Source organism: Candidatus Brevundimonas phytovorans, from assembly GCA_029203145.1.
GTDB classification, from domain to species: domain Bacteria; phylum Pseudomonadota; class Alphaproteobacteria; order Caulobacterales; family Caulobacteraceae; genus Brevundimonas; species Brevundimonas phytovorans.
This window is the reverse complement of the sequence record CP119309.1, coordinates 62,629-79,600: the sequence shown is the minus strand read 5'-3', so window position 1 is coordinate 79,600 and position 16,972 is coordinate 62,629. Positions and strand designations below refer to the sequence as shown.

18 protein-coding genes are annotated in these 16,972 nt (G+C 69.0%); 4 read left to right on the top strand and 14 right to left on the bottom strand.

The annotated features are described in order from the left end of the window. Positions 1-68: 68 nt before the first annotated feature. Together ptsP and P0Y52_00370 are read right to left on the bottom strand one after the other, a co-directional pair. Positions 69-2,273 (bottom strand): phosphoenolpyruvate--protein phosphotransferase, encoded by a 2,205-nt coding sequence (ptsP, locus tag P0Y52_00375; protein ID WEK59420.1) that lies wholly within the window; start codon positions 2,271-2,273, stop codon positions 69-71. Between the two features lie 129 nt (positions 2,274-2,402). Then, entirely contained in the window at positions 2,403-3,677 is a 1,275-nt protein-coding gene (locus P0Y52_00370) for an aspartate kinase (protein WEK58025.1), read from the bottom strand. Between P0Y52_00370 and P0Y52_00365 the strand changes: the two genes are divergently transcribed. Then, positions 3,625-3,747: a hypothetical protein gene (locus P0Y52_00365; protein WEK59519.1), complete on the top strand. Its 123-nt coding sequence runs from the start codon at positions 3,625-3,627 to the stop codon at positions 3,745-3,747. The two genes, P0Y52_00370 and P0Y52_00365, sit on opposite strands and share 53 nt — an antisense overlap. Continuing rightward, a complete protein-coding gene (gene ubiG, locus P0Y52_00360) occupies positions 3,734-4,552 on the top strand; it encodes a bifunctional 2-polyprenyl-6-hydroxyphenol methylase/3-demethylubiquinol 3-O-methyltransferase UbiG (GenBank protein WEK58024.1) in 819 nt (272 codons plus the stop codon). Before P0Y52_00365 ends, ubiG begins: the two co-directional genes overlap by 14 nt. Before the next feature lie 9 nt (positions 4,553-4,561). On the opposite strand, the gene P0Y52_00355 is transcribed toward ubiG, so the two are convergent. Genes P0Y52_00355 through P0Y52_00320 form a run of 8 tightly spaced genes read right to left on the bottom strand, consistent with a single transcriptional unit; the run spans position 4,562 to position 9,356 of the window. After that, entirely contained in the window at positions 4,562-5,116 is a 555-nt protein-coding gene (locus P0Y52_00355) for a lipocalin family protein (protein WEK58023.1), read from the bottom strand. Positions 5,117-5,153: 37 nt separating this feature from the next. Further along, the gene (locus tag P0Y52_00350) at positions 5,154-5,687 is read right to left on the bottom strand and encodes a GNAT family N-acetyltransferase (protein ID WEK58022.1); all 534 of its coding nucleotides are present in this window, start codon (positions 5,685-5,687) and stop codon (positions 5,154-5,156) included. Next, positions 5,642-6,094 carry a DUF6265 family protein gene (locus P0Y52_00345; protein ID WEK58021.1) on the bottom strand — a complete coding sequence of 151 codons (453 nt, stop codon included), beginning with the start codon at positions 6,092-6,094 and terminating at the stop codon, positions 5,642-5,644. Before P0Y52_00345 ends, P0Y52_00350 begins: the two co-directional genes overlap by 46 nt. Positions 6,095-6,130: 36 nt before the next feature. Further along, complete coding sequence (locus P0Y52_00340; GenBank protein ID WEK58020.1) at positions 6,131-6,961, bottom strand: helix-turn-helix domain-containing protein; 831 nt, start codon at positions 6,959-6,961, stop codon at positions 6,131-6,133. Between the two features lie 4 nt (positions 6,962-6,965). After that, a complete protein-coding gene (locus tag P0Y52_00335) occupies positions 6,966-7,400 on the bottom strand; it encodes a DUF1178 family protein (GenBank protein WEK58019.1) in 435 nt (144 codons plus the stop codon). Positions 7,401-7,410: 10 nt separating this feature from the next. Next, positions 7,411-8,250, bottom strand: coding sequence for a carbon-nitrogen hydrolase family protein (locus tag P0Y52_00330; protein WEK58018.1), 840 nt, complete (start codon positions 8,248-8,250; stop codon positions 7,411-7,413). Further along, a complete protein-coding gene (grxC, locus tag P0Y52_00325) occupies positions 8,250-8,507 on the bottom strand; it encodes a glutaredoxin 3 (GenBank protein WEK58017.1) in 258 nt (85 codons plus the stop codon). Before grxC ends, P0Y52_00330 begins: the two co-directional genes overlap by 1 nt. A gap of 30 nt (positions 8,508-8,537) precedes the next feature. Next, a complete protein-coding gene (locus P0Y52_00320) occupies positions 8,538-9,356 on the bottom strand; it encodes a ComF family protein (protein WEK58016.1) in 819 nt (272 codons plus the stop codon). Here P0Y52_00320 and P0Y52_00315 point away from each other — a divergent pair. Next, positions 9,355-10,239 (top strand): methyltransferase domain-containing protein, encoded by an 885-nt coding sequence (locus P0Y52_00315; GenBank protein ID WEK58015.1) that lies wholly within the window; start codon positions 9,355-9,357, stop codon positions 10,237-10,239. The two genes, P0Y52_00320 and P0Y52_00315, sit on opposite strands and share 2 nt — an antisense overlap. On the opposite strand, the gene P0Y52_00310 is transcribed toward P0Y52_00315, so the two are convergent. The 4 genes from P0Y52_00310 to P0Y52_00295 are packed head-to-tail and all read right to left on the bottom strand — an operon-like array spanning position 10,240 to position 13,730. Beyond that, on the bottom strand, positions 10,240-10,650 hold the full coding sequence (locus tag P0Y52_00310; protein ID WEK58014.1) for a (deoxy)nucleoside triphosphate pyrophosphohydrolase: 411 nt from the start codon (positions 10,648-10,650) through the stop codon (positions 10,240-10,242). Continuing rightward, positions 10,647-11,426, bottom strand: coding sequence for an FkbM family methyltransferase (locus P0Y52_00305; GenBank protein ID WEK58013.1), 780 nt, complete (start codon positions 11,424-11,426; stop codon positions 10,647-10,649). The genes P0Y52_00310 and P0Y52_00305 overlap by 4 nt, the downstream gene beginning before the upstream one ends. A gap of 1 nt (position 11,427) precedes the next feature. Continuing rightward, positions 11,428-12,804, bottom strand: a complete 1,377-nt coding sequence (gene argJ / locus P0Y52_00300) for a bifunctional glutamate N-acetyltransferase/amino-acid acetyltransferase ArgJ (GenBank protein ID WEK58012.1) — start codon at positions 12,802-12,804, stop codon at positions 11,428-11,430. After that, the gene (locus P0Y52_00295; GenBank protein WEK58011.1) at positions 12,801-13,730 is read right to left on the bottom strand and encodes a peptidylprolyl isomerase; all 930 of its coding nucleotides are present in this window, start codon (positions 13,728-13,730) and stop codon (positions 12,801-12,803) included. The genes argJ and P0Y52_00295 overlap by 4 nt, the downstream gene beginning before the upstream one ends. 273 nt (positions 13,731-14,003) lie before the next feature. On the opposite strand from P0Y52_00295, the gene secA reads away from it, so the two are divergent. Further along, positions 14,004-16,856, top strand: a complete 2,853-nt coding sequence (gene secA / locus P0Y52_00290; protein WEK58010.1) for a preprotein translocase subunit SecA — start codon at positions 14,004-14,006, stop codon at positions 16,854-16,856. Positions 16,857-16,972 lie beyond the last annotated feature (116 nt).

Here is a 16,972-nt window from a genome sequence, read left to right as displayed (position 1 = left end):
TCCCCTCCGCTTAGACGAGCCGCTTGATGCGGGCAACGCGGGAAAGCGGCCCCGCTTCAGTCTGTGGCTCAGACGATGACGTTGAGCTTGCGCGCCAGGGACTCGATCTCGCCGCGTACCGATCCGGCCGAGGAGCCGAGCAAAACGTTCATGCCGCGACGGGCGGCGGGCAGGTCGGCTGACAGGATCATGCGCTTGACCGGCCCCACCCCGCCCGCCGGGGCGGACAGACGGGTGTAGCCCAGGGTGATCAGGGCGAAGGCTTCCAGCGGACGACCGGCCAGCTCGCCGCAGACCGAGACCGGCGTGGCGCTGTCGGCGCACTTCTGCTGGATTTCGGCCAGGGCGCGCAGGGCCGGGGGCGACAGGGGATCATAGCGGTCCGAGACCAGAGGATTAGTCCGGTCGGCGGCGAACATGTACTGCAACAGGTCGTTGGTGCCGATCGAGACGAAGTCGGTCAGCGGCAGCAGGGCGTCCAGGTGCCACAACAGGCTGGGGCATTCGACCATGGCCCCGACGCGCAGCAGGGACGGCAGGGGCCGCCCGCGACGCCGCGCCCAGTCGCACTCGACATCGACCAGCTCGCGCGCAGCGCGAAACTCGTCCACCGTGGCGATCATGGGGAACATGACGCGCAGTTCGCGCCCGGCGGCGGCGGCCAGAAGGGCGCGCACCTGCATCCGCAGCAGGGCCGGACGGTCCAGCCCCAGACGAATGGCGCGACGGCCCAGGGCCGGGTTCTCTTCCCGCTCATTGTCGAGATAGGGCAGGACCTTGTCGCCGCCGATGTCGAGGGTGCGGAAGGTGACAGGGCGGTCGCCCGCCGCGTCCAGCACCAGCTTGTAGAGCGCCGTCTGGGCGTCCAGACGCGGCAGCTCATCCGAGACCATGAACTGGAACTCGGTGCGGAACAGGCCGATGCCCTCGGCCCCCGTCGCGTCCAGGTTCTCCAGATCCACGGCCAGACCGGCGTTGGTCAGGACGGTGATGCGCGTGCCGTCCCTGGTGACGGCGGGGGTGTCGCGCAGCAGGTCGAACTCGGCCCGGCGCTGGGCGCGCACGGCCATGCGGGTCTGGACCGCCGCCAGCATGTCGGGGCGGGGGCGCAGGTAGGCCTCGCCCGTCTCGCCGTCGACGATGACCTGATCGCCCTCGGACAGGCGGTCGCGCAGGCCTTGCAGGCGACCGACGCAGGGGATTTGCAGGGCGCGGGCCACGATGGCGGCGTGGCTGGCGGCCGAGCCTTCTTCCAGCAAGAGGCCGCGCAGCTTGTGGCGCGGATATTCCAGCAGGTCGGCGGGGCCAAGGTTTCTGGCCACCAGAATGGCGTCGTCCGGCAGGTCGCGGTGGCCGGGGTTGTCGCCCGCCAGCACCCGCAGCAGACGGTTGGCCAGGTCCTCGAAGTCGTGCAGGCGTTCGCGGATATAGGGGTCGCGGGCCTTGGCGAAGCGGGCGCGGTGTTCGTTGCGGACGCGGTCGACGGCGGCCTCGGCGGTCAGGCCGGAGCGCACGGCCTCTTCCAGCGAGCGGTTCCAGCCCCGGTCGTCGGCGAACATGCGATAGGTTTCCAGCACCTCGAACGAGGTGCCGCCCAGCTTGGTCTGGCCACCTTCCAGCATGACGTCGATGCCGGCCTTGAGCGCCGACAGGGCTTCGGCCAGGCGCTTTTCCTCGGCGGTCGGATCGTCGGACAGCAGCTGTTCCGGCGCCAGGGGGGCCTCGTGCTGGACCACGACGCCGTAGGCCAGGCCTTCGGCGAACTTCTGGCCCTTCAGCCGTTCGGGGCGATGGGGGGCCACCTCGACGTCGCGCAGTTCGTCCTGGGCCAGCAGCTCGCCCGAGGCGACCGTCTCGGCCAGGACCATGGCGATGGTCTGGATGTCCTCGACCTCTTCCTCGTCATAGCGACGGGCGGCGCGGTTCTGGACGACCAGGACGCCGATGGCCCGACCGCCGCGCAGCAGGGGCGCGCCGAGGAAGGCGTGGAAGGGATCTTCGCCGGTTTCCGGGCGATAGGAGAAGCTGGGGTGGGACGGGGCGTCCGACAGGCTGATCGGCTGGGCCAGACGGGCCACCTCGCCGACCAGGCCTTCGCCAGGGCGAAGGCGGGTGTTGTGGACAGCCTCAGGGTTCAGGCCCTGGGTGGCGAACAACTCCAGCTCGCCCGAGGCGCGGCGCAGATAGATGGAGCAGACCTCGGCGACCATGGACTGGGCGATGGTGCGCACCACCATGTCCAGCCGGTCCTGCGCCGGGCCGCCGCCGGCCATGGCTTCGCGGATCTGGCGCAGGAGGTTGCGAGGCCCCCTCGTCGTCAATCCGCCCTTCACCATGTCGCCTCCCGCCTGGCCGCCCGTCGATCAGCCCACTGACCAGATAGGGCGGCCCTCGTGTTCATTCTATAACGCGTCGAGCCCGTAGGCCGAATGCAGCGCCCGCACGGCCAGTTCGGAATAGGCGTCCTCGATCAGCACGCTGATCTTGATCTCGGAGGTCGAGATGGCCTGGAACTTGACCCCCTTGTCGGCCAGGGCGCGGAACATGGTCTGTGCCACGCCGGCGTGGCTTCGCATCCCCACGCCGATGACAGAGATCTTGGCCACGTCGGCGTCGATGCGCAGTTCCTCGAAACCGAGTTCCGCCTTGGCGGCGGTCATCATCTCGGCGGCGCGCTGGGCGTCGCGGCGCCCCGTGGTGAAGGTCAGGTTCACCGCGCCCTCGGTGCGGGCCTGGCTCTGCACGATCATGTCGACATTGACGTTGGCCTCGGCCAGACGCGTGAAGACGTCGGCGGGGGCGTCGGTGCGGTCCGCCAGACCCAGCAGCGTGATCCGGGCTTCGTCCCGGCTCATGGTCACGCCGGAAACGATGCGCTTTTCCACGATCTCATCCTCATCACAAATCAGGGTGCCGGCGTTTTCCGGCAGATTTCCATGCTCATCCGGCTCGATGAAGCTGGACAGGACCCGAACCGGGACCTGCTTGGCCATGGCCAGTTCGACCGAGCGGGTCTGCAGCACCTTGGCCCCAAGCGAGGCCATTTCCAGCATCTCCTCGTAGGAGACCTTTTCCAGGCGCCGCGCGCGGCTCTCGATGCGGGGGTCGGTCGTATAGACGCCGTCCACGTCGGTGTAGATGTCGCAAGGGGCGCCGAGCGCCGCCGCCACGGCCACCGCAGACGTGTCGGAGCCGCCGCGTCCCAGGGTGGTGATGCGGCCGTCGCGGGTCACGCCCTGGAAGCCGGGGACAATGGCGATCTGGCCGCTGTCGACGGCGGCGCCGAGGACATCGCCCGGCACGTCCTCGATGCGGGCGCGGCCATGGGCGTCGTCGGTGATGATCGGGATCTGCCAGCCCATCCAGCTGCGTGCGTTCAGGCCCATGTTGCGCAACGTCAGCGCCAGAAGGCCCGATGTCACCTGCTCGCCCGAGGCGACCACCACGTCATATTCGTCGTCAGACAGGGGCAGGCCGGCGGCGGCGGGACCCGCGCCGTCGGTCCAGGCCACCAGCTCATTGGTCTTGCCGGCCATGGCGGACACCACCACGGCGATCGATTTGCCCTTGGCGGCCTCGGCGGCGATAATTCGCGCCGCACGACGAATACGCTCGAGGTCTCCCATGGAGGTCCCCCCGAACTTCATCACCAGTCGTGTCGTTTCGGGCCGCGTCATCGTGCCGTTTCGTCCCCTGCTTGCATGGGCGGCCAAGGCGGTTCATGCCTGCGACCATGTCCGCTTCTAACGACAGCCTTGAGCCGCGCAAACCCCAAAGCGAAGAGGGTTTTTCACCCTTTGCAACCGATCGTGCCGAGGGGCCCAGCATCGATCCTGCCGATGTGGCCCGTTTCTCGGCCCAGGCGGCGGAGTGGTGGGACCCGAAAGGGCCGTTCGCGCCCCTGCACCGCTTCAATCCGGCGCGGCTGAAATTCGTCCGCGACCGCGCCGCCGAACACTTTGGCCGCGACGTTCGGACGCGCGCGCCCTTCGCCGGTCTCAGCCTGATCGACATCGGCTGCGGCGGCGGGCTGATCGCCGAGCCGATGCGGCGCATGGGCTTTGAAGTCACGGCCTTGGACGCCTCGTCTGAGAACATCGGCACGGCCCGCGCCCACGCCGAACAGGTCGGCCTCGACATCACCTATCGCGCCGCCACCGTCGAACAGATGGTGGAAGCGAATGCGGGTCCCTTCGACGTGGTCCTGACCATGGAGGTGATCGAGCATGTCGCCGATCCCGAAGCCTTCGTCCGCGCCTGCTCGAAACTGATCAAGCCGGGCGGGATGATGATCGTCGCCACCCTGAACCGCACGCTGAAGGGCCTGCTGCTGGGCAAGGTCGCCGCCGAATATGTGCTGCGCTGGGTCCCCGCCGGCACCCACGACTGGCGCCAGTTCCTCAAGCCCGAGGAGCTGCGCGCCATGCTGGACGGCGAGCCCCTGACCGTCACCGGCCCCTATGGGCTGGCCTATGACCCGCTCAACGACCGCTGGAGCGAGGGCGATGATGTGGGCATCAACTATATGATGATGGCGACGCGGGAGGCCTGAGCCCCTCACCTAGTGCTGGGTCTCGCGCAGCAGAGACAGGTCGTAGCCCAGGGCTTGCACCCGGTTGCGCAGGGCCTGACGGGTTTCGGCTGCGGGACGCGCTTCGCGGCTGAGGACCCACAGGTAGCGGCCCGAGGGTTCGCCGACGATGGACCAGCTATAGTCGTCGGCGTGGTCCAGCACCCAGTAGTCGCCGACGTAGAAGGGGCCGAAGAAGGACACCTTCAGCTTGGCCCCCTGGCTGTCGGCGACGATCTTGGCCTTGCCGTCCGATTGTTTTTCAGGGCCGTCGACGGCGCCTTCGCGGCAGGTGTTGAGCACCCGGATCAGGCCGTCGTCGCGCAGGCTGTAGTCGGCGGTCACCGCCTCGCAGCCCTTCTGGAACCAGGCTTCGTAGCGGGCCTGCTCATACCAGCGGCCCAGGTAGCGATCGAGATCCACCGGCTTGGCCGGTTGCGGCACGGCGGCGTTGCCGACCGGCCCGCGTTGCAGGGTGGCGCAGGCGCCGAGGGCGACCGCGACGCCGGCCAGCAGGACGAGGGGAAGCGTGCGTTTGAAGGTCATGGGGTGCGAAAGACCTGAACCCCGGCATAGGTTCCCATCAGAGACTGCGGATCATGTAGCGGGCGTCGTCGCCATAGCTGGCCAATTTTTCGGCCATGCCGGGCGGGGTCTGGACGACGAAGCCGTGGCGCTCCCAGAAGGCGGTCGCCGCGTTGACGGCCACCAGGGCGATCTCGGGCCAGCCCGCCGCCTTCGCCTGTTCGGCCAGACGCTCGACGATGGGCCGGGTATGGCCGCCGCCGCGCGTGTCGGGGTGGACGGCCAGATCATGCAGATAGATGACCTCGGCGTCGGCCGGGACGGCGCCGATCAGGCTGTCTAGCGGCGGGGCGCTGTTGCGTCGCCAGGGATAGGCCATCAGATAACCCATGACGGTTCCGGCCGGATCGGACAGGACGAAGCAGCCCTCGGGGGCCAGTGCCTGTCGCTCGGCGAAGCACTCGCGCGCCTCGAAATGGTCGGGGAAGGACAGGCGGGCGACCGCGACGACGCCGTCGATGTCCTCGGGCGTCATGGGCCGCCAGGTCAGCTGGGACAGCGGGCGTTCAGTTCCGCCTTGTTGAAGGTCCATTCCGCACTCCGGGTCTCATCGTCATCCGCCCCTTCGATGCGGGCGGTCAGCACATCCCCCTCGCGCTGATAGAGGATGCGGTGCGGAAAGTCGTTGGCGGGGTTGGCGAAAACAACCCGCTGCGGCCCGCTTTCGATCAGGCGGAAGGGGACGGCGGCCGCGCCTTCGGGCCGGGCGAAGTAGGCCAGGCCGCCCTCAGCGGCGGGACCGATATGGGCGCTCTCGAAGCCGCTGCGGCCATTGCGCACGGTGACGGCGTGGCCGACGACGAGGCCCAGGCGCGGGTCGGTCCAGGTCTCCGACGCCTCACGCCCGCCGGAGCAGTCCAGCCAGTAGCCGGCCAGCCAGGACAGGTCGGGCGCGGGCGTCTGCATCAGGGCGGCGGCCATCAGGGTGGTCAGCAGCATCAAGGTCTCCCTCCTTGGTTCGGCAGGGAGCCTAGATCAGTCCGCCCCGTCCCGCTTGTAGGATTGCGACGCCAGCTGACGCGCCAGCTCGGCCTGATCGCGCGCCCATTCGGTGGCGGTGCAGCCGAGGAAGCGGCGGAAGTCGCGGGCCATCTGCGGCTGATCGAAATAGCCCGCCGCCAGGCCCGCCTCCAGCCAGGAGACGGCGTCGGCGTCCTGGCCCGCGGCATGATCGAAGACGCGGCGGAAGCGGAAGATGGAGCGCAGGGTGCGCGGAGCAACGCCGACCCGGTCGCGGAAGCGGCGTTGCAGGGCGCGGCGGTCGGCGGGCGACAATGAGGGCGCCTCGGCCTCGCGCTCGGCGGCGGCGACCTCGGCGCGGACGGCCGGGTCGATGCGCCAGGCGCCGGCGCGGCGCTGCCCCTCCAGCCAGTCGGTCAGGGCCCCCACCTGTCGCGCCGGATCGCCGGTCGGGGCCGTAAACCCCGCCAGCCGCGCCACCAGATCAAGGCGCCGGTCCGCAGCCTCGATCAGCGGCAGCCCGAGAAAGTCGCGCGCCCCGTCGGGCTCGAACCGCACGGCCACGATCTCGACCGGACCGACGGGGCGGATGGCCATGGGCCGGGTCATCTGGCCGGCGAAGATGACCGGCGGCTGAGGCCGGAAGACGCCGTCCTCGCCCTCCTCCTCGTAGGGGGCGGCCAGGTCGATCACCAGTTCGGGGCAGCCGTCGGGGGCGATGCGCTGCACCGCGCCGGAGGGGTCGGGCGCGGCATAGGTCCAGAAGGTGCGGACGAAGGGGCGCAAGGCCGGCGGCGGCGCGAACTCTTCGTATCTCTCCCCCTCGCCCCCCACTTCACTTGGCATGTGCTCAGTTGGCCTTCTTGGGGTCGGGCGGCAGGCTGGGCAGGGGGGCGCAGGGCACGCCGTCGTCCTTCAGCTTCTTGACGTCGGCGGGGGTGGCCTCGCCGTAGATTTCGCGTTTCTCGGAGCGGCCTTCGTGGATGTCGCGGGCCTCGCGGGCGAAGGCGTCGCCGACGTAGTCGAAATTCTGCTCGACGTGATCGCGCACCTCGCGCGCCGCCTGCATCATCATGTCTCGCATCTGCTTCGCAGCGTCAGACGAAGGGGCGGCCTTCTTCGTGCCGGAGACGGCGGGGGCCATCACCTGTTTGCGGATGGCGGTCGAGGCGCAGAAGGGGCATTCGACCAGACCGCGCGCGGCCTGATCGTCATAGTCGTTCGAAGAGGCGAACCAGGCCTCGAAGCCGTGGTCGTGGTCGCAGGACAGGGCGTAGCGGATCATTGCGGCCCGATCACTGAGGCCAGTCGAAATCGCGGTCGTGCTTCAGCGAAGGCACGGCCTGTCGGGCGCGCTGAACGGCGCTCAGATCCAGCGCAGCGTGCAGAACGCAAGGTTCGTCGTGGTCGGCCTTGGCGATCACCTCGCCCCACGGACCGACGACCAGGGAGCGGCCCCAGGTCTGGCGACCGTCTTCGTGCGCGCCGCCCTGGGCCGGGGCCAGGACGAAGGCGCCGGTCTCGATGGCGCGGGCGCGCAGCAGGGTCTCCCAGTGGGCCTCGCCGGTCGGGCGAGTGAAGGCGGCGGGGACGGCGATCATCGAGGCCCCGGCCTTGGCCAGGGCGCGATAGAGCTGGGGGAAGCGCACGTCGTAGCAGATGCTGAGGCCCAGCCGGCCCCAGGGGGTTTCAGCCACCGTCGCGCCGACGCCGGGACGGACCGAGGCGCTCTCGCGATAGGTCTCGCCGTTGGGCAGATCCACGTCGAAGACGTGCAGCTTGTCATAGCGGGCGACCACCGCCCCGGTCGGATCGACCAGCAGAGAACGGTTGGCGGCGCGGTCGTCGCCGGGGACGTTCGCGCGCACGAGGACCGAGCCGATCAGCAGCCAGACGCCCAGTTCATTGGCCAGGGCGCGGAGGCCGAGAACGGCCACGTCGGCCTCCTCGCTCGACAGGGCGGCGTCGCGCAGACCCCGGCGCTGTTCGAGGAAGTTCGTCCCCTCCGGCGTCAGGATCAGTGTCGCCCCGCCCGCCGCGGCTTCACGGATCAGCGGCTCGACATGGGCCAACCCCGCAGCCGCCGTCGCCGGGGTCCGCGTCTGGATCAGCGCCACATCGAGCCGCTCGCTCATCAGGCCGCCAGCAGAGGGTCGAGACCGCCGCGGGCGTCGAGCGCGTGGATGTCATCCGAGCCGCCGACATGTTTGTCGCCGACGAAGATCTGCGGGAAGGTGGACTTGCCGCCCGACCGCGCGACCATCTCGGCCTTCTTTTCCGGGTCGTTCGAGGCGACGATCTCGGTGAATTCCACGCCCTTGCGCTTCAACAGCCCCATGGCCGCGACGCAGTAGGGGCAACCGGGTTTGGTGTAGATGACGACTTCGGCCAACTCAGAGTCTCCATTACTCAGATCAACCCCCTACTTAGGCGGTTCGCGCGCAGTTCGCACCCTCGCGATGACCGCCAGATCCACCGCGCGCGCTCCGGCGGACAAAAGGACGCGGGCGCAGGCCTCGGCGGTGGCCCCCGTGGTCAGCACATCGTCGACCAGAAGGATGCGCCGCCCCTTGATCCGGCGACGCCCGGCCGCAGTGACGGCGAAGGCCTTTTCCACGTTCAGACGCCGTCCGCGCGCCGACTTGCCGCCCTGGCTGTCGGTCGGGGTTGAGCGGATCAGGGCGTCGGGCAGGTAGTCGAGCCCGGCGGTGCGGGCCAGGGGCCGGGCGATCTCGGCGGCCTGATTGAAGCGTCGGGCCAGCAGGCGAGAGCGGTGCAGGGGCACGGGGACCACGGCGTCGGCCTCGGCCACCACATCGGCGCCCGACCGGGCGATCCAGCGGGCGAACAGGGGAGCGAACTGCTGCTGGTCGCCGTGCTTGAACTTGAGGATCAGACCGCGCGAGGCCTCGTCATAGACACAGGCGGCGCGGGCGCGGGCGAAGGCGTAGGGCTGGACCTGACAGGCCAGGCAGCGGTCAGAGGCGAAGTCGCCGCCGTCATATTCAAAGGCCGCGCCGCAGCCGTCGCAGACGGGGGCCTCCAAGAAGACCACCCGGCTCCAGGCGTCGGGCGACAGGCCGGCCGAGGCCGTGGCCTCACGGCTGTCGTGGGCCATGGGCGGCAGCAGCAGGTCGAGCAACCCCCTAGCCCAGTCTTTGGCCATTCCCCGCGCGCCATGAGATATACGGGCGGTTCCGTCTTTCAATCCGGTCCGCCAACCCCCATCCTGAACGGACATGAGCGCCCCCTCCTCCGGTCCCCCGATCATCTTCGACGCCGCCCGCCGCGCCGCGCGCCTGAGCCGCGCCGCCCGACGCTTCCCCGACGCCGACTTCCTGCATGTCCGCGCCGCCGACAATGCGGTCCACAGCCTGGAAGTGATCCTGCGCGAGTTTCACGCGCCCGTCGACCTGTCGCCCCATCCCGGCGTCTTCGCGCGCGCGGTGGCCGACAGCGTGGCGCGGGAGCGGGTGGGCGAGGTCCGCGCCGTGGGCACGACGCCTGAGCGCGCCGCGCCGGGGGCCGGGCCTCTGGGGCTGGAGGACCAGTCAGCCGACCTGATCGTCAACCTGCTGGGCCTGCACTGGGCCAACGACCTGCCCGGCGCCCTGAGCCAGATCCGGCGGGCGCTGAAGCCCGACGGCCTGTTCGTGGCCAGCCTGTTCGGCGCGGCGACGCTGAAGGAGTTGCGCGGGGTGCTGACCGAGGCCGAGCTGGAGGTCAACGGCGGGGCGCAGGCGCGGATTTCCCCCTTCGCCGACGGGTTCGACGGGGCCGGTCTGCTGCAACGCGCCGGATTCGCCCTGCCCGTCTCGGACGTGGATCGGGTGACGGTGCGCTACGCCGATCCCTTCGCTCTGATGCGCGACCTGCGCGCCATGGGCGAGACCAATGTGCTGGCGGGACCGATCAGGCCGTTGAGTCGGGCGGTTCTGGCCCGCGCCGCACAACTCTATGCCGAGCGTCACGCCGAGTCCGACGGGCGCATTCCGGCGACGTTTGAAATGGTGCATCTGGCCGGCTGGGCCCCGCACGAGAGCCAGCAGCAGCCCGCCCGACGCGGCTCGGCCAAGAGCCGGCTGGCGGATGCGCTCGGGGTCAGAGAGCAGACCGGCGAATAGTCAGAGCAGGTCGCGCAGCCAGGCGACCAGGGGTTCGTCGGCGGGCGGCATGGGATAGTCGCCCAGCTTGTTCGGCTTCACCCAGGCCAGCCCGGCGTGTTCGTTCGCCATGACCACGCCCGACCAGCGGCGGCACAGATAGAGCGGCATCAGCAGATGGAAGCTCTCATAGGCGTGGCTGGCGAAGACGAAGGGGGCCAGGCAGGCCTCGTTCACGTCGATGCCCAGCTCTTCCTTCAGCTCGCGGATCAGGGCCTGTTCCGGCCGCTCGCCCGGCTCGACCTTGCCGCCCGGAAACTCCCACAGGCCCGCCAGCTGCTTGCCCTCTGGCCGCTTGGCGATCAGGACGCGGCCGTCGGGGTCGATCAGGGCGACGGCGACGACGAGGACGGTCGGGACAGCCTCGGTCATGCCGCTTCCGGCCGGACGTAGAGCAGGTTTTCGCCCTGGATCAGCACCTGGAAGTCGCGCTGGCCCATGACCTTCTGGAAGGTGCGGCTGGTGTGCTGGTCCGGCAGCATCCAGTCGTGCGGCTCGACGATGACGCAGTAAGCCTGATCCACCCAGTCGGTGGCGCTGGCGAACAGGTCTTCCTCGAAACCCTCGATGTCGATCTTGGCCAGAAACAGCACGCCGTTCTCGATGTCCGCCACCAGTTCAGGGATGGTGACGATGGGCAGGCCGGCGTCGGCGCGTTCGGTGCGGATGCCCCAGGCGGCGTCGGCGGGGATCAGGGAGACGAAGCCCGCCTCGGCGCCGATGGCGGCCTCGGCCACCGAGATGGCGGCGAAGGCCTCGGTGTTCAGGCGCAGCATGGCGGCGTTGGCGGCGTCCGGCTCGACCGCGATGACCCGCGCCTCGGGGAAGGCCTGATGGAACCAGCGGGCGGCGGCGCCGACATTGGCCCCGGCGTCGATGATGACCGGCGCCTGGCCGGCGGCCAGCATCTGGCGGTAGCGGCGCTCCAGCCGCGCCTCGATGGCGGGGACCTTGAGGCGGTATTCCTGCTCGCCGAAGACCTGACGCAGGGTGGCGATGTCGCTGTCGCGGCCCCGGACGTGGAACCGGCCGAAGCGCGGCAGGTCGATGACGGCGGGCGCGGCCGCATAGCGGGCGGTCACGGCCTGGAAGGCCGCGCGCAGGCCGAACCGTCCGGCGTCTTTGAAGAAGGTGCTGATGCGCGACATGTTAGGAGCGATAGTCCCCGTTGATCTCGATGTAGCGTTTGGTCAGGTCGCAGGTCCAGACGGTGGCCGAGGCGCGGCCCGAGCCGACGTGGACGGTGATGTCGATCTCGGCGTTCTTCATATAGGCGCTCATCTGGGCCTCGTCGTAGGTCGGGGACGGGGCGCCGTCGATGGCGGCGACATGGGGTCCGAAGTGGATCGCCAGGCGGTCGCGGTCCACGGCTTCTTCCGTCTTGCCCACGGCCATGACGATGCGGCCCCAGTTGGCGTCCTCGCCAGCGATGGCGGTCTTGACCAGGGGGCTGTCGGCGATCGACTTGGCCAGCTTGCGCGCCGAGGCGGGGCTGGCGGCGCCGTCCACGGTGATGCGGACGAACTTGGTCGCGCCCTCGCCGTCCTTGACCAGTTGGTGGGCCAGATCGAGCATGACCTTGTCCAGCGCGGCCGAGAAGTCCTTGAGCCGGCGGTCGCCGACGCGGCCGATACGCGGCGCGCCCGAGGCGCCGGTGGCGAAGATCAGGGCCGTGTCGTTGGTCGAGGTGTCGCCGTCCACCGTCACCGAGTTGAAGGTGGTGCGGACGTGCAGGTTCAGCAGGGCCTTCAGCACCGGCGGGGCGATGTCGGCGTCGGTGACGATGAAGCCGAGCATGGTGGCCATGTCGGGCGCGATCATGCCCGAACCCTTGGCGATGCCGGCGATCCTGACCGTGACGCCCTCGATCTCACATTCTGCGTAGGAGCCCTTGGGGAAGGTGTCCGTGGTCATGATGCCGAGACCGGCCTGGGTCCAGTTGTCGACCTTCAGACCGGCCTTGATGTCGGGCAGGCGGGCGGTGATCTTGGTCTCGTCCAGCACCACGCCGATGACGCCGGTCGAGGCCAGCATGACGTCGCGCTGGCGGCAGTCGAAGCGCTTGGCGACCTCTGCGGCGGTGCGGCGGGCGGCGTCGGCCCCGGCCTTGCCGGTGAAGGCGTTGGCGCAGCCGGCGTTGACGACCAGGGCCTTGACCCCCTCGCCGCCGCCCTTGTCGGCGTCCAGCTGGCGCTTGCACCAGTCGACCGGGGCCGATCCCACCTTGTGGCGGGTGAAGACGCCGGCGCAGGACGCGCCCTCGGGGAAGTGGAAGACCACGAGGTCGTCGCGCTCGTGCTTGTAGAAGCCCGCGCGCGCGGTGGCGATCTCGACCCCGCCGATCGGCGGAATGGTCGGGAAGGGCACGGCCAGGGGCGAGATCATCAGGCCAGGCTTGCCGGGCGAGGCCTTGGCGGGCTGGGTGGCGCGCTTCAGGGCCGAGGCCAGGGGATCCAGGGCCTTTTCGATGGCGGATTCGATCATCTGGCCGGTCGAACCGGACTTGGAGGCGGGCGGACGGTTCATGAGGCGACGGTTCCGGCGGGAGGGGCGGCGGGCGCAGGCCTGGCGGGCGGTTGCGCCGCCGGTTTGGCGGGATTGAGGAAGACTTCGACCTGGGCCTTGCCGCGAAGTTGCTCCAGCAGCTGGCGCACGCCCTCATAGGTCAGATAGCGGACGATAAGAGGGCGGGCCTGATCGAGGGTCGGCGGACTTTCCAGACGGCGGTCCTCGACGCGCAGCACGGCCCAGCCGCCCTCGCCCTGAACCGGGCCGACCACGGCGCCGGGGGCCTGGCCGCGCACGGCGGCGGCGTAGGCGGCGGGCAGGACGTCGAGCGTGGAATAGCCCAGGTCGCCGCCGGAATAGCGGGTGGCGTCATCGACCGAGCGCTGGGCGGCCACGGCCTCGAAGGCGGCCCCCTGCCCCAGGACGCCGACCACGGCGTCGGCCTGTTCCTTCGTATGCGACAGGATCAGGCGGACCCGGACCTCCTCCGTCGTCTGGGCCCGGCGCTGCTGTTCCTGATAAAGGCGCTCGACCGCCTGGTCCGACACCGCGCCGCTGACGACGGATTCCACCAGCATGTCGCCGAGGATGCGTTCGTGCACCGCCTCGAGCCGGCGCTGGGCGGCGGCGCTCTTGTCCAGGCCGCGACGGCGGGCCTCGGCGGCCAGAAGTTTCTGATCGACCACCTCGTCCAGCACGCGGCGGAACAGCTCGGACTTGACGTCCAGCGGCTCGCCTTCGCCCAGCAGCCCCTGCGCCACGGCTTCGCGACGCACGTCCGAGGCCCAGACCGAGCGGTCCAGCACCCGGGCCACGACCAGATCATTCCTTTCCGGCGGGGTTTCGGCGTCGCCGCGCCCGCAGGCGGCCGTCAGGGTCAGGGCCAGCAGGGCCGAGGCCAGCACCGGCCGCAGGGTTCGGAAAACAGGGCGCGAAAGACGCATCGGGCGCTCCGGCCAAAAGGCGATAAGGGGCGAAAAACAGAGACCCGAAGGCCCGTCGCAGCAAGCCGTCGAAAGCCCCTCGCGTTGACAGGGGTTAGGGCGGTGCTTAAGTCCCGACTGCGCCCAAGTCGAGGGGTTTTCGATCGTCTGCGCGGCCCCTGCGCACGCCCCGGATTTCGGGGGTCGCCGGGACCGTTGTCGATCCGGGCCTTCAGACGGCGGCGCTTCCTGTTCCAGAGCCTTCAGCCGCTCGACCGCCTTACCGGATCGCCCATGCTCGGCTTCGCCAAGAAAATCCTCGGCTCCTCCAACGACCGCAAGGTCAAGGCCTTCCAGGCCCAGGCGCAAAAGATCAACGCCCTGGAAGCCCGGTTCGAGGCCTTCTCGGACGACGAACTGCGCATGATGACGCAGACCTTCCGCGACCGCATCGAGGCCGGCGAGAGCCTGGACAAGCTGCAGAACGAAGCCTTCGCCGTGGCGCGCGAGGCGTCCAAGCGGGTGCTGGGTCAGCGTCAATACGACGTTCAGCTGGCTGGCGGCATGATCCTGCATGAAGGCGGCATCGCCGAAATGCGCACCGGCGAAGGCAAGACCCTGGTGGCCGTGGCCCCGGTCTATCTGAACGCCCTGTCGGGCAAGGGCGTGCACGTCGTCACCGTCAACGACTATCTGGCGCGCCGCGACGCCGAGACGATGGGCAAGGTCTATCGCTTCCTCGGCCTGGAGGTCGGCGTCATCGTCAACGGCCTGTCGCAGGGCCAGCGTCAGGCGGCCTACAACGCCGACATCACCTACGGCACCAACAACGAATTCGGTTTCGACTACCTGCGCGACAACCTGGTCTATGACCGTCGCGAGATGGTGCAGCGCGGCCACCACTTCGCCATCGTCGACGAAGTCGACTCCATCCTGATCGACGAGGCGCGCACGCCGCTGATCATCTCGGGCCCGACCGAGGACCGTTCGGACCTCTACAAGATCGTGGACACGATCGTGAAGGAACTGATCGTCGACAAGGCCACCTATGATCTGGACGAGAAGCAGCGCCAGGCCCTGCTGACCGAGCTGGGGTCGGAACGCATCGAGGAGATGCTGGAGGCCGGCGGTCACTTCGCCGAGGACACCACCGACCTCTATGACCCGGCCAACGTCAGCCTGGTCCACCACGTCAACCAGGCCCTGCGCGCCAACACCCTCTACACGCGCGACAAGGACTACATCATCAAGGCCGGCGAAATCGTCCTGATCGACGAATACACCGGCCGCATGATGACGGGCCGCCGCCTGTCCGAAGGTCTTCACCAGGCCATCGAGGCCAAGGAAGACGTCAAGATCATGCCCGAGAACCAGACCCTGGCCTCGGTGACGATCCAGAACTACTTCCGCCTCTACGACAAGCTGTCCGGCATGACCGGCACGGCCGCGACCGAAGCCCAGGAATTCCTCGACATCTACAAGATGGACGTCCTGGAAGTGCCGACCAACCGTCCGGTCCTGCGCAAGGACTACGACGACGAGGTCTATCGCACCTTCAGGGAAAAGAACGCGGCCATCGCCGCCCAGATCGCCGAATGCCACGTCAAGGGTCAGCCGATCCTGGTCGGCACCGTCTCGATCGAGAAGTCCGAGGAACTGTCCGACGTCCTCAAGTCCTACGAGTACAAGGTCGAGACCGGCCGCACCCTCAAGGCCGAATACGCCGGCCGCGAGAAGGAAGCGCAGAAGGTCGGCGACGACGCCTATGACATCACCTACGCCACCGGCCGCGGCATTCCGCACAACGTCCTGAACGCGCGCCAGCACGAGCAGGAAGCCTATATCGTCGCCGACGCCGGTCTGCCCGGCGCCGTGACCATCGCCACCAACATGGCCGGCCGCGGCACCGACATCCAGCTGGGCGGCAACCTGGAGATGCGCATCCAGCGCTGGACCCAGGAACAGCGCAACATGGCGATCGAGGTCACGCCCGAGGCCCTGGCCGCCGTTGAAGCCCAGTACAGGGCCGAGATCGCCGTTCACCGCGAGACGGCCCTGGCCGCCGGCGGTCTGTTCGTGCTGGGCACCGAGCGCCACGAAAGCCGCCGCATCGACAACCAGCTGCGCGGCCGCACCGGCCGTCAGGGCGACCCCGGCACCTCGAAATTCTACCTGTCGTGCGAGGACGACCTGCTGCGCATCTTCGCCGGCGACCGTCTGGACTCGATCATGAAGTCCTTCGGCGTGGCCGAGGGCGAGGCCATCAGCCACCCCTGGCTGAACCGCGCCGTCGAAACCGCCCAGAAGCGCGTCGAAGCCCGCAACTACGACATGCGCAAGAACGTGCTGAAGTACGACGACGTGGTGAACGACCAGCGCAAGGCCGTGTTCGAGCAACGTCAGGAGTTCATGGACTCCACCGATCTGTCGGAACTGGTCACGGACTTCCGCCTCGACGTCGTGTCCGACCTGGTCGAACGTTACATGCCGCCCAAGGCCTATGCCGAGCAGTGGGACATGGACGGCCTGGACGAGAAGGTCCGCTCGACCCTGGGCCTGGAATTGCCGCTCAAGGAATGGGCCGCCGAGGAAGGCGTCTCGAACGAAGAGATCGAGGAGCGCATCAACGCCGCCGCCGACGCCCGCGCCGCCGAGCGTCTGGAGCAGATCGGCGCCGACCAGACCCGCGGTCTGGAAAAGCAGTTCATGCTGCAGATGATCGACATGCAGTGGCGCGAGCACCTGGTCCATCTGGACCACCTGCGCGGCGTCATCGGCCTGCGCGGCTATGGCCAGCGCGACCCGCTGAACGAATACAAGACCGAAGCCTTCAACCTGTTCGAGACCCTGCTGCACGACCTGCGCCACAACGTCACCCGCTGGCTGATGACGGTCGAGTTCCGCTTCGAGGCCCCGCCGGCCATGGAGATGCCCGAGTTCCAGGAAATCCACCTGAACCCCGGCACCGGCGAGAACGAGATGACCAATCCGTCGGCCCAGAACCCGGAAGGCATGCTGACCGGCGACGACCGCTCCAAGCTGCCGGTCGAGGCCCTGCCCGTCGGCTGGGAACGCACCAGCCGCAACGCCGACTGCCCCTGCCACTCGGGTCGCAAGTTCAAGCACTGCCACGGTAGTTTGATCTAGTAGGGCGCTGCCGCGCGGCGCTACGCTCGCGACGCGGTCGCTCGCGGCTTGAGCGCCGAACACATGATGTGAGAGAGGCGGGTTCGCATGGCGGAGCCGCCTCTTTTCTATTGGGC

Bases quoted from the DNA above. Each gene is read 5' to 3' on its own strand.
- P0Y52_00330 (WEK58018.1), bottom strand. From the start codon at position 8,250: ATGAGCGAGCGGCTCGATGTGGCGCTGATCCAGACGCGGACCCCGGCG.
- P0Y52_00365 (WEK59519.1), top strand. From the start codon at position 3,625: ATGGAGGTCCCCCCGAACTTCATCACCAGTCGTGTCGTTTCGGGCCGC.
- P0Y52_00345 (WEK58021.1), bottom strand. From the start codon at position 6,094: ATGCTGCTGACCACCCTGATGGCCGCCGCCCTGATGCAGACGCCCGCG.
- P0Y52_00295 (WEK58011.1), bottom strand. From the start codon at position 13,730: ATGCGTCTTTCGCGCCCTGTTTTCCGAACCCTGCGGCCGGTGCTGGCC.
- secA (WEK58010.1), top strand. From the start codon at position 14,004: ATGCTCGGCTTCGCCAAGAAAATCCTCGGCTCCTCCAACGACCGCAAG.
- P0Y52_00370 (WEK58025.1), bottom strand. From the start codon at position 3,677: ATGACGCGGCCCGAAACGACACGACTGGTGATGAAGTTCGGGGGGACC.
- P0Y52_00350 (WEK58022.1), bottom strand. From the start codon at position 5,687: ATGGACCTTCAACAAGGCGGAACTGAACGCCCGCTGTCCCAGCTGACC.
- ubiG (WEK58024.1), top strand. From the start codon at position 3,734: ATGTCCGCTTCTAACGACAGCCTTGAGCCGCGCAAACCCCAAAGCGAA.
- argJ (WEK58012.1), bottom strand. From the start codon at position 12,804: ATGAACCGTCCGCCCGCCTCCAAGTCCGGTTCGACCGGCCAGATGATC.
- P0Y52_00340 (WEK58020.1), bottom strand. From the start codon at position 6,961: ATGCCAAGTGAAGTGGGGGGCGAGGGGGAGAGATACGAAGAGTTCGCG.
- P0Y52_00310 (WEK58014.1), bottom strand. From the start codon at position 10,650: ATGACCGAGGCTGTCCCGACCGTCCTCGTCGTCGCCGTCGCCCTGATC.
- P0Y52_00315 (WEK58015.1), top strand. From the start codon at position 9,355: ATGAGCGCCCCCTCCTCCGGTCCCCCGATCATCTTCGACGCCGCCCGC.
- P0Y52_00355 (WEK58023.1), bottom strand. From the start codon at position 5,116: ATGACCTTCAAACGCACGCTTCCCCTCGTCCTGCTGGCCGGCGTCGCG.
- P0Y52_00305 (WEK58013.1), bottom strand. From the start codon at position 11,426: ATGTCGCGCATCAGCACCTTCTTCAAAGACGCCGGACGGTTCGGCCTG.
- ptsP (WEK59420.1), bottom strand. From the start codon at position 2,273: ATGGCCGGCGGCGGCCCGGCGCAGGACCGGCTGGACATGGTGGTGCGC.
- P0Y52_00335 (WEK58019.1), bottom strand. From the start codon at position 7,400: ATGATCCGCTACGCCCTGTCCTGCGACCACGACCACGGCTTCGAGGCC.
- P0Y52_00320 (WEK58016.1), bottom strand. From the start codon at position 9,356: ATGTCCGTTCAGGATGGGGGTTGGCGGACCGGATTGAAAGACGGAACC.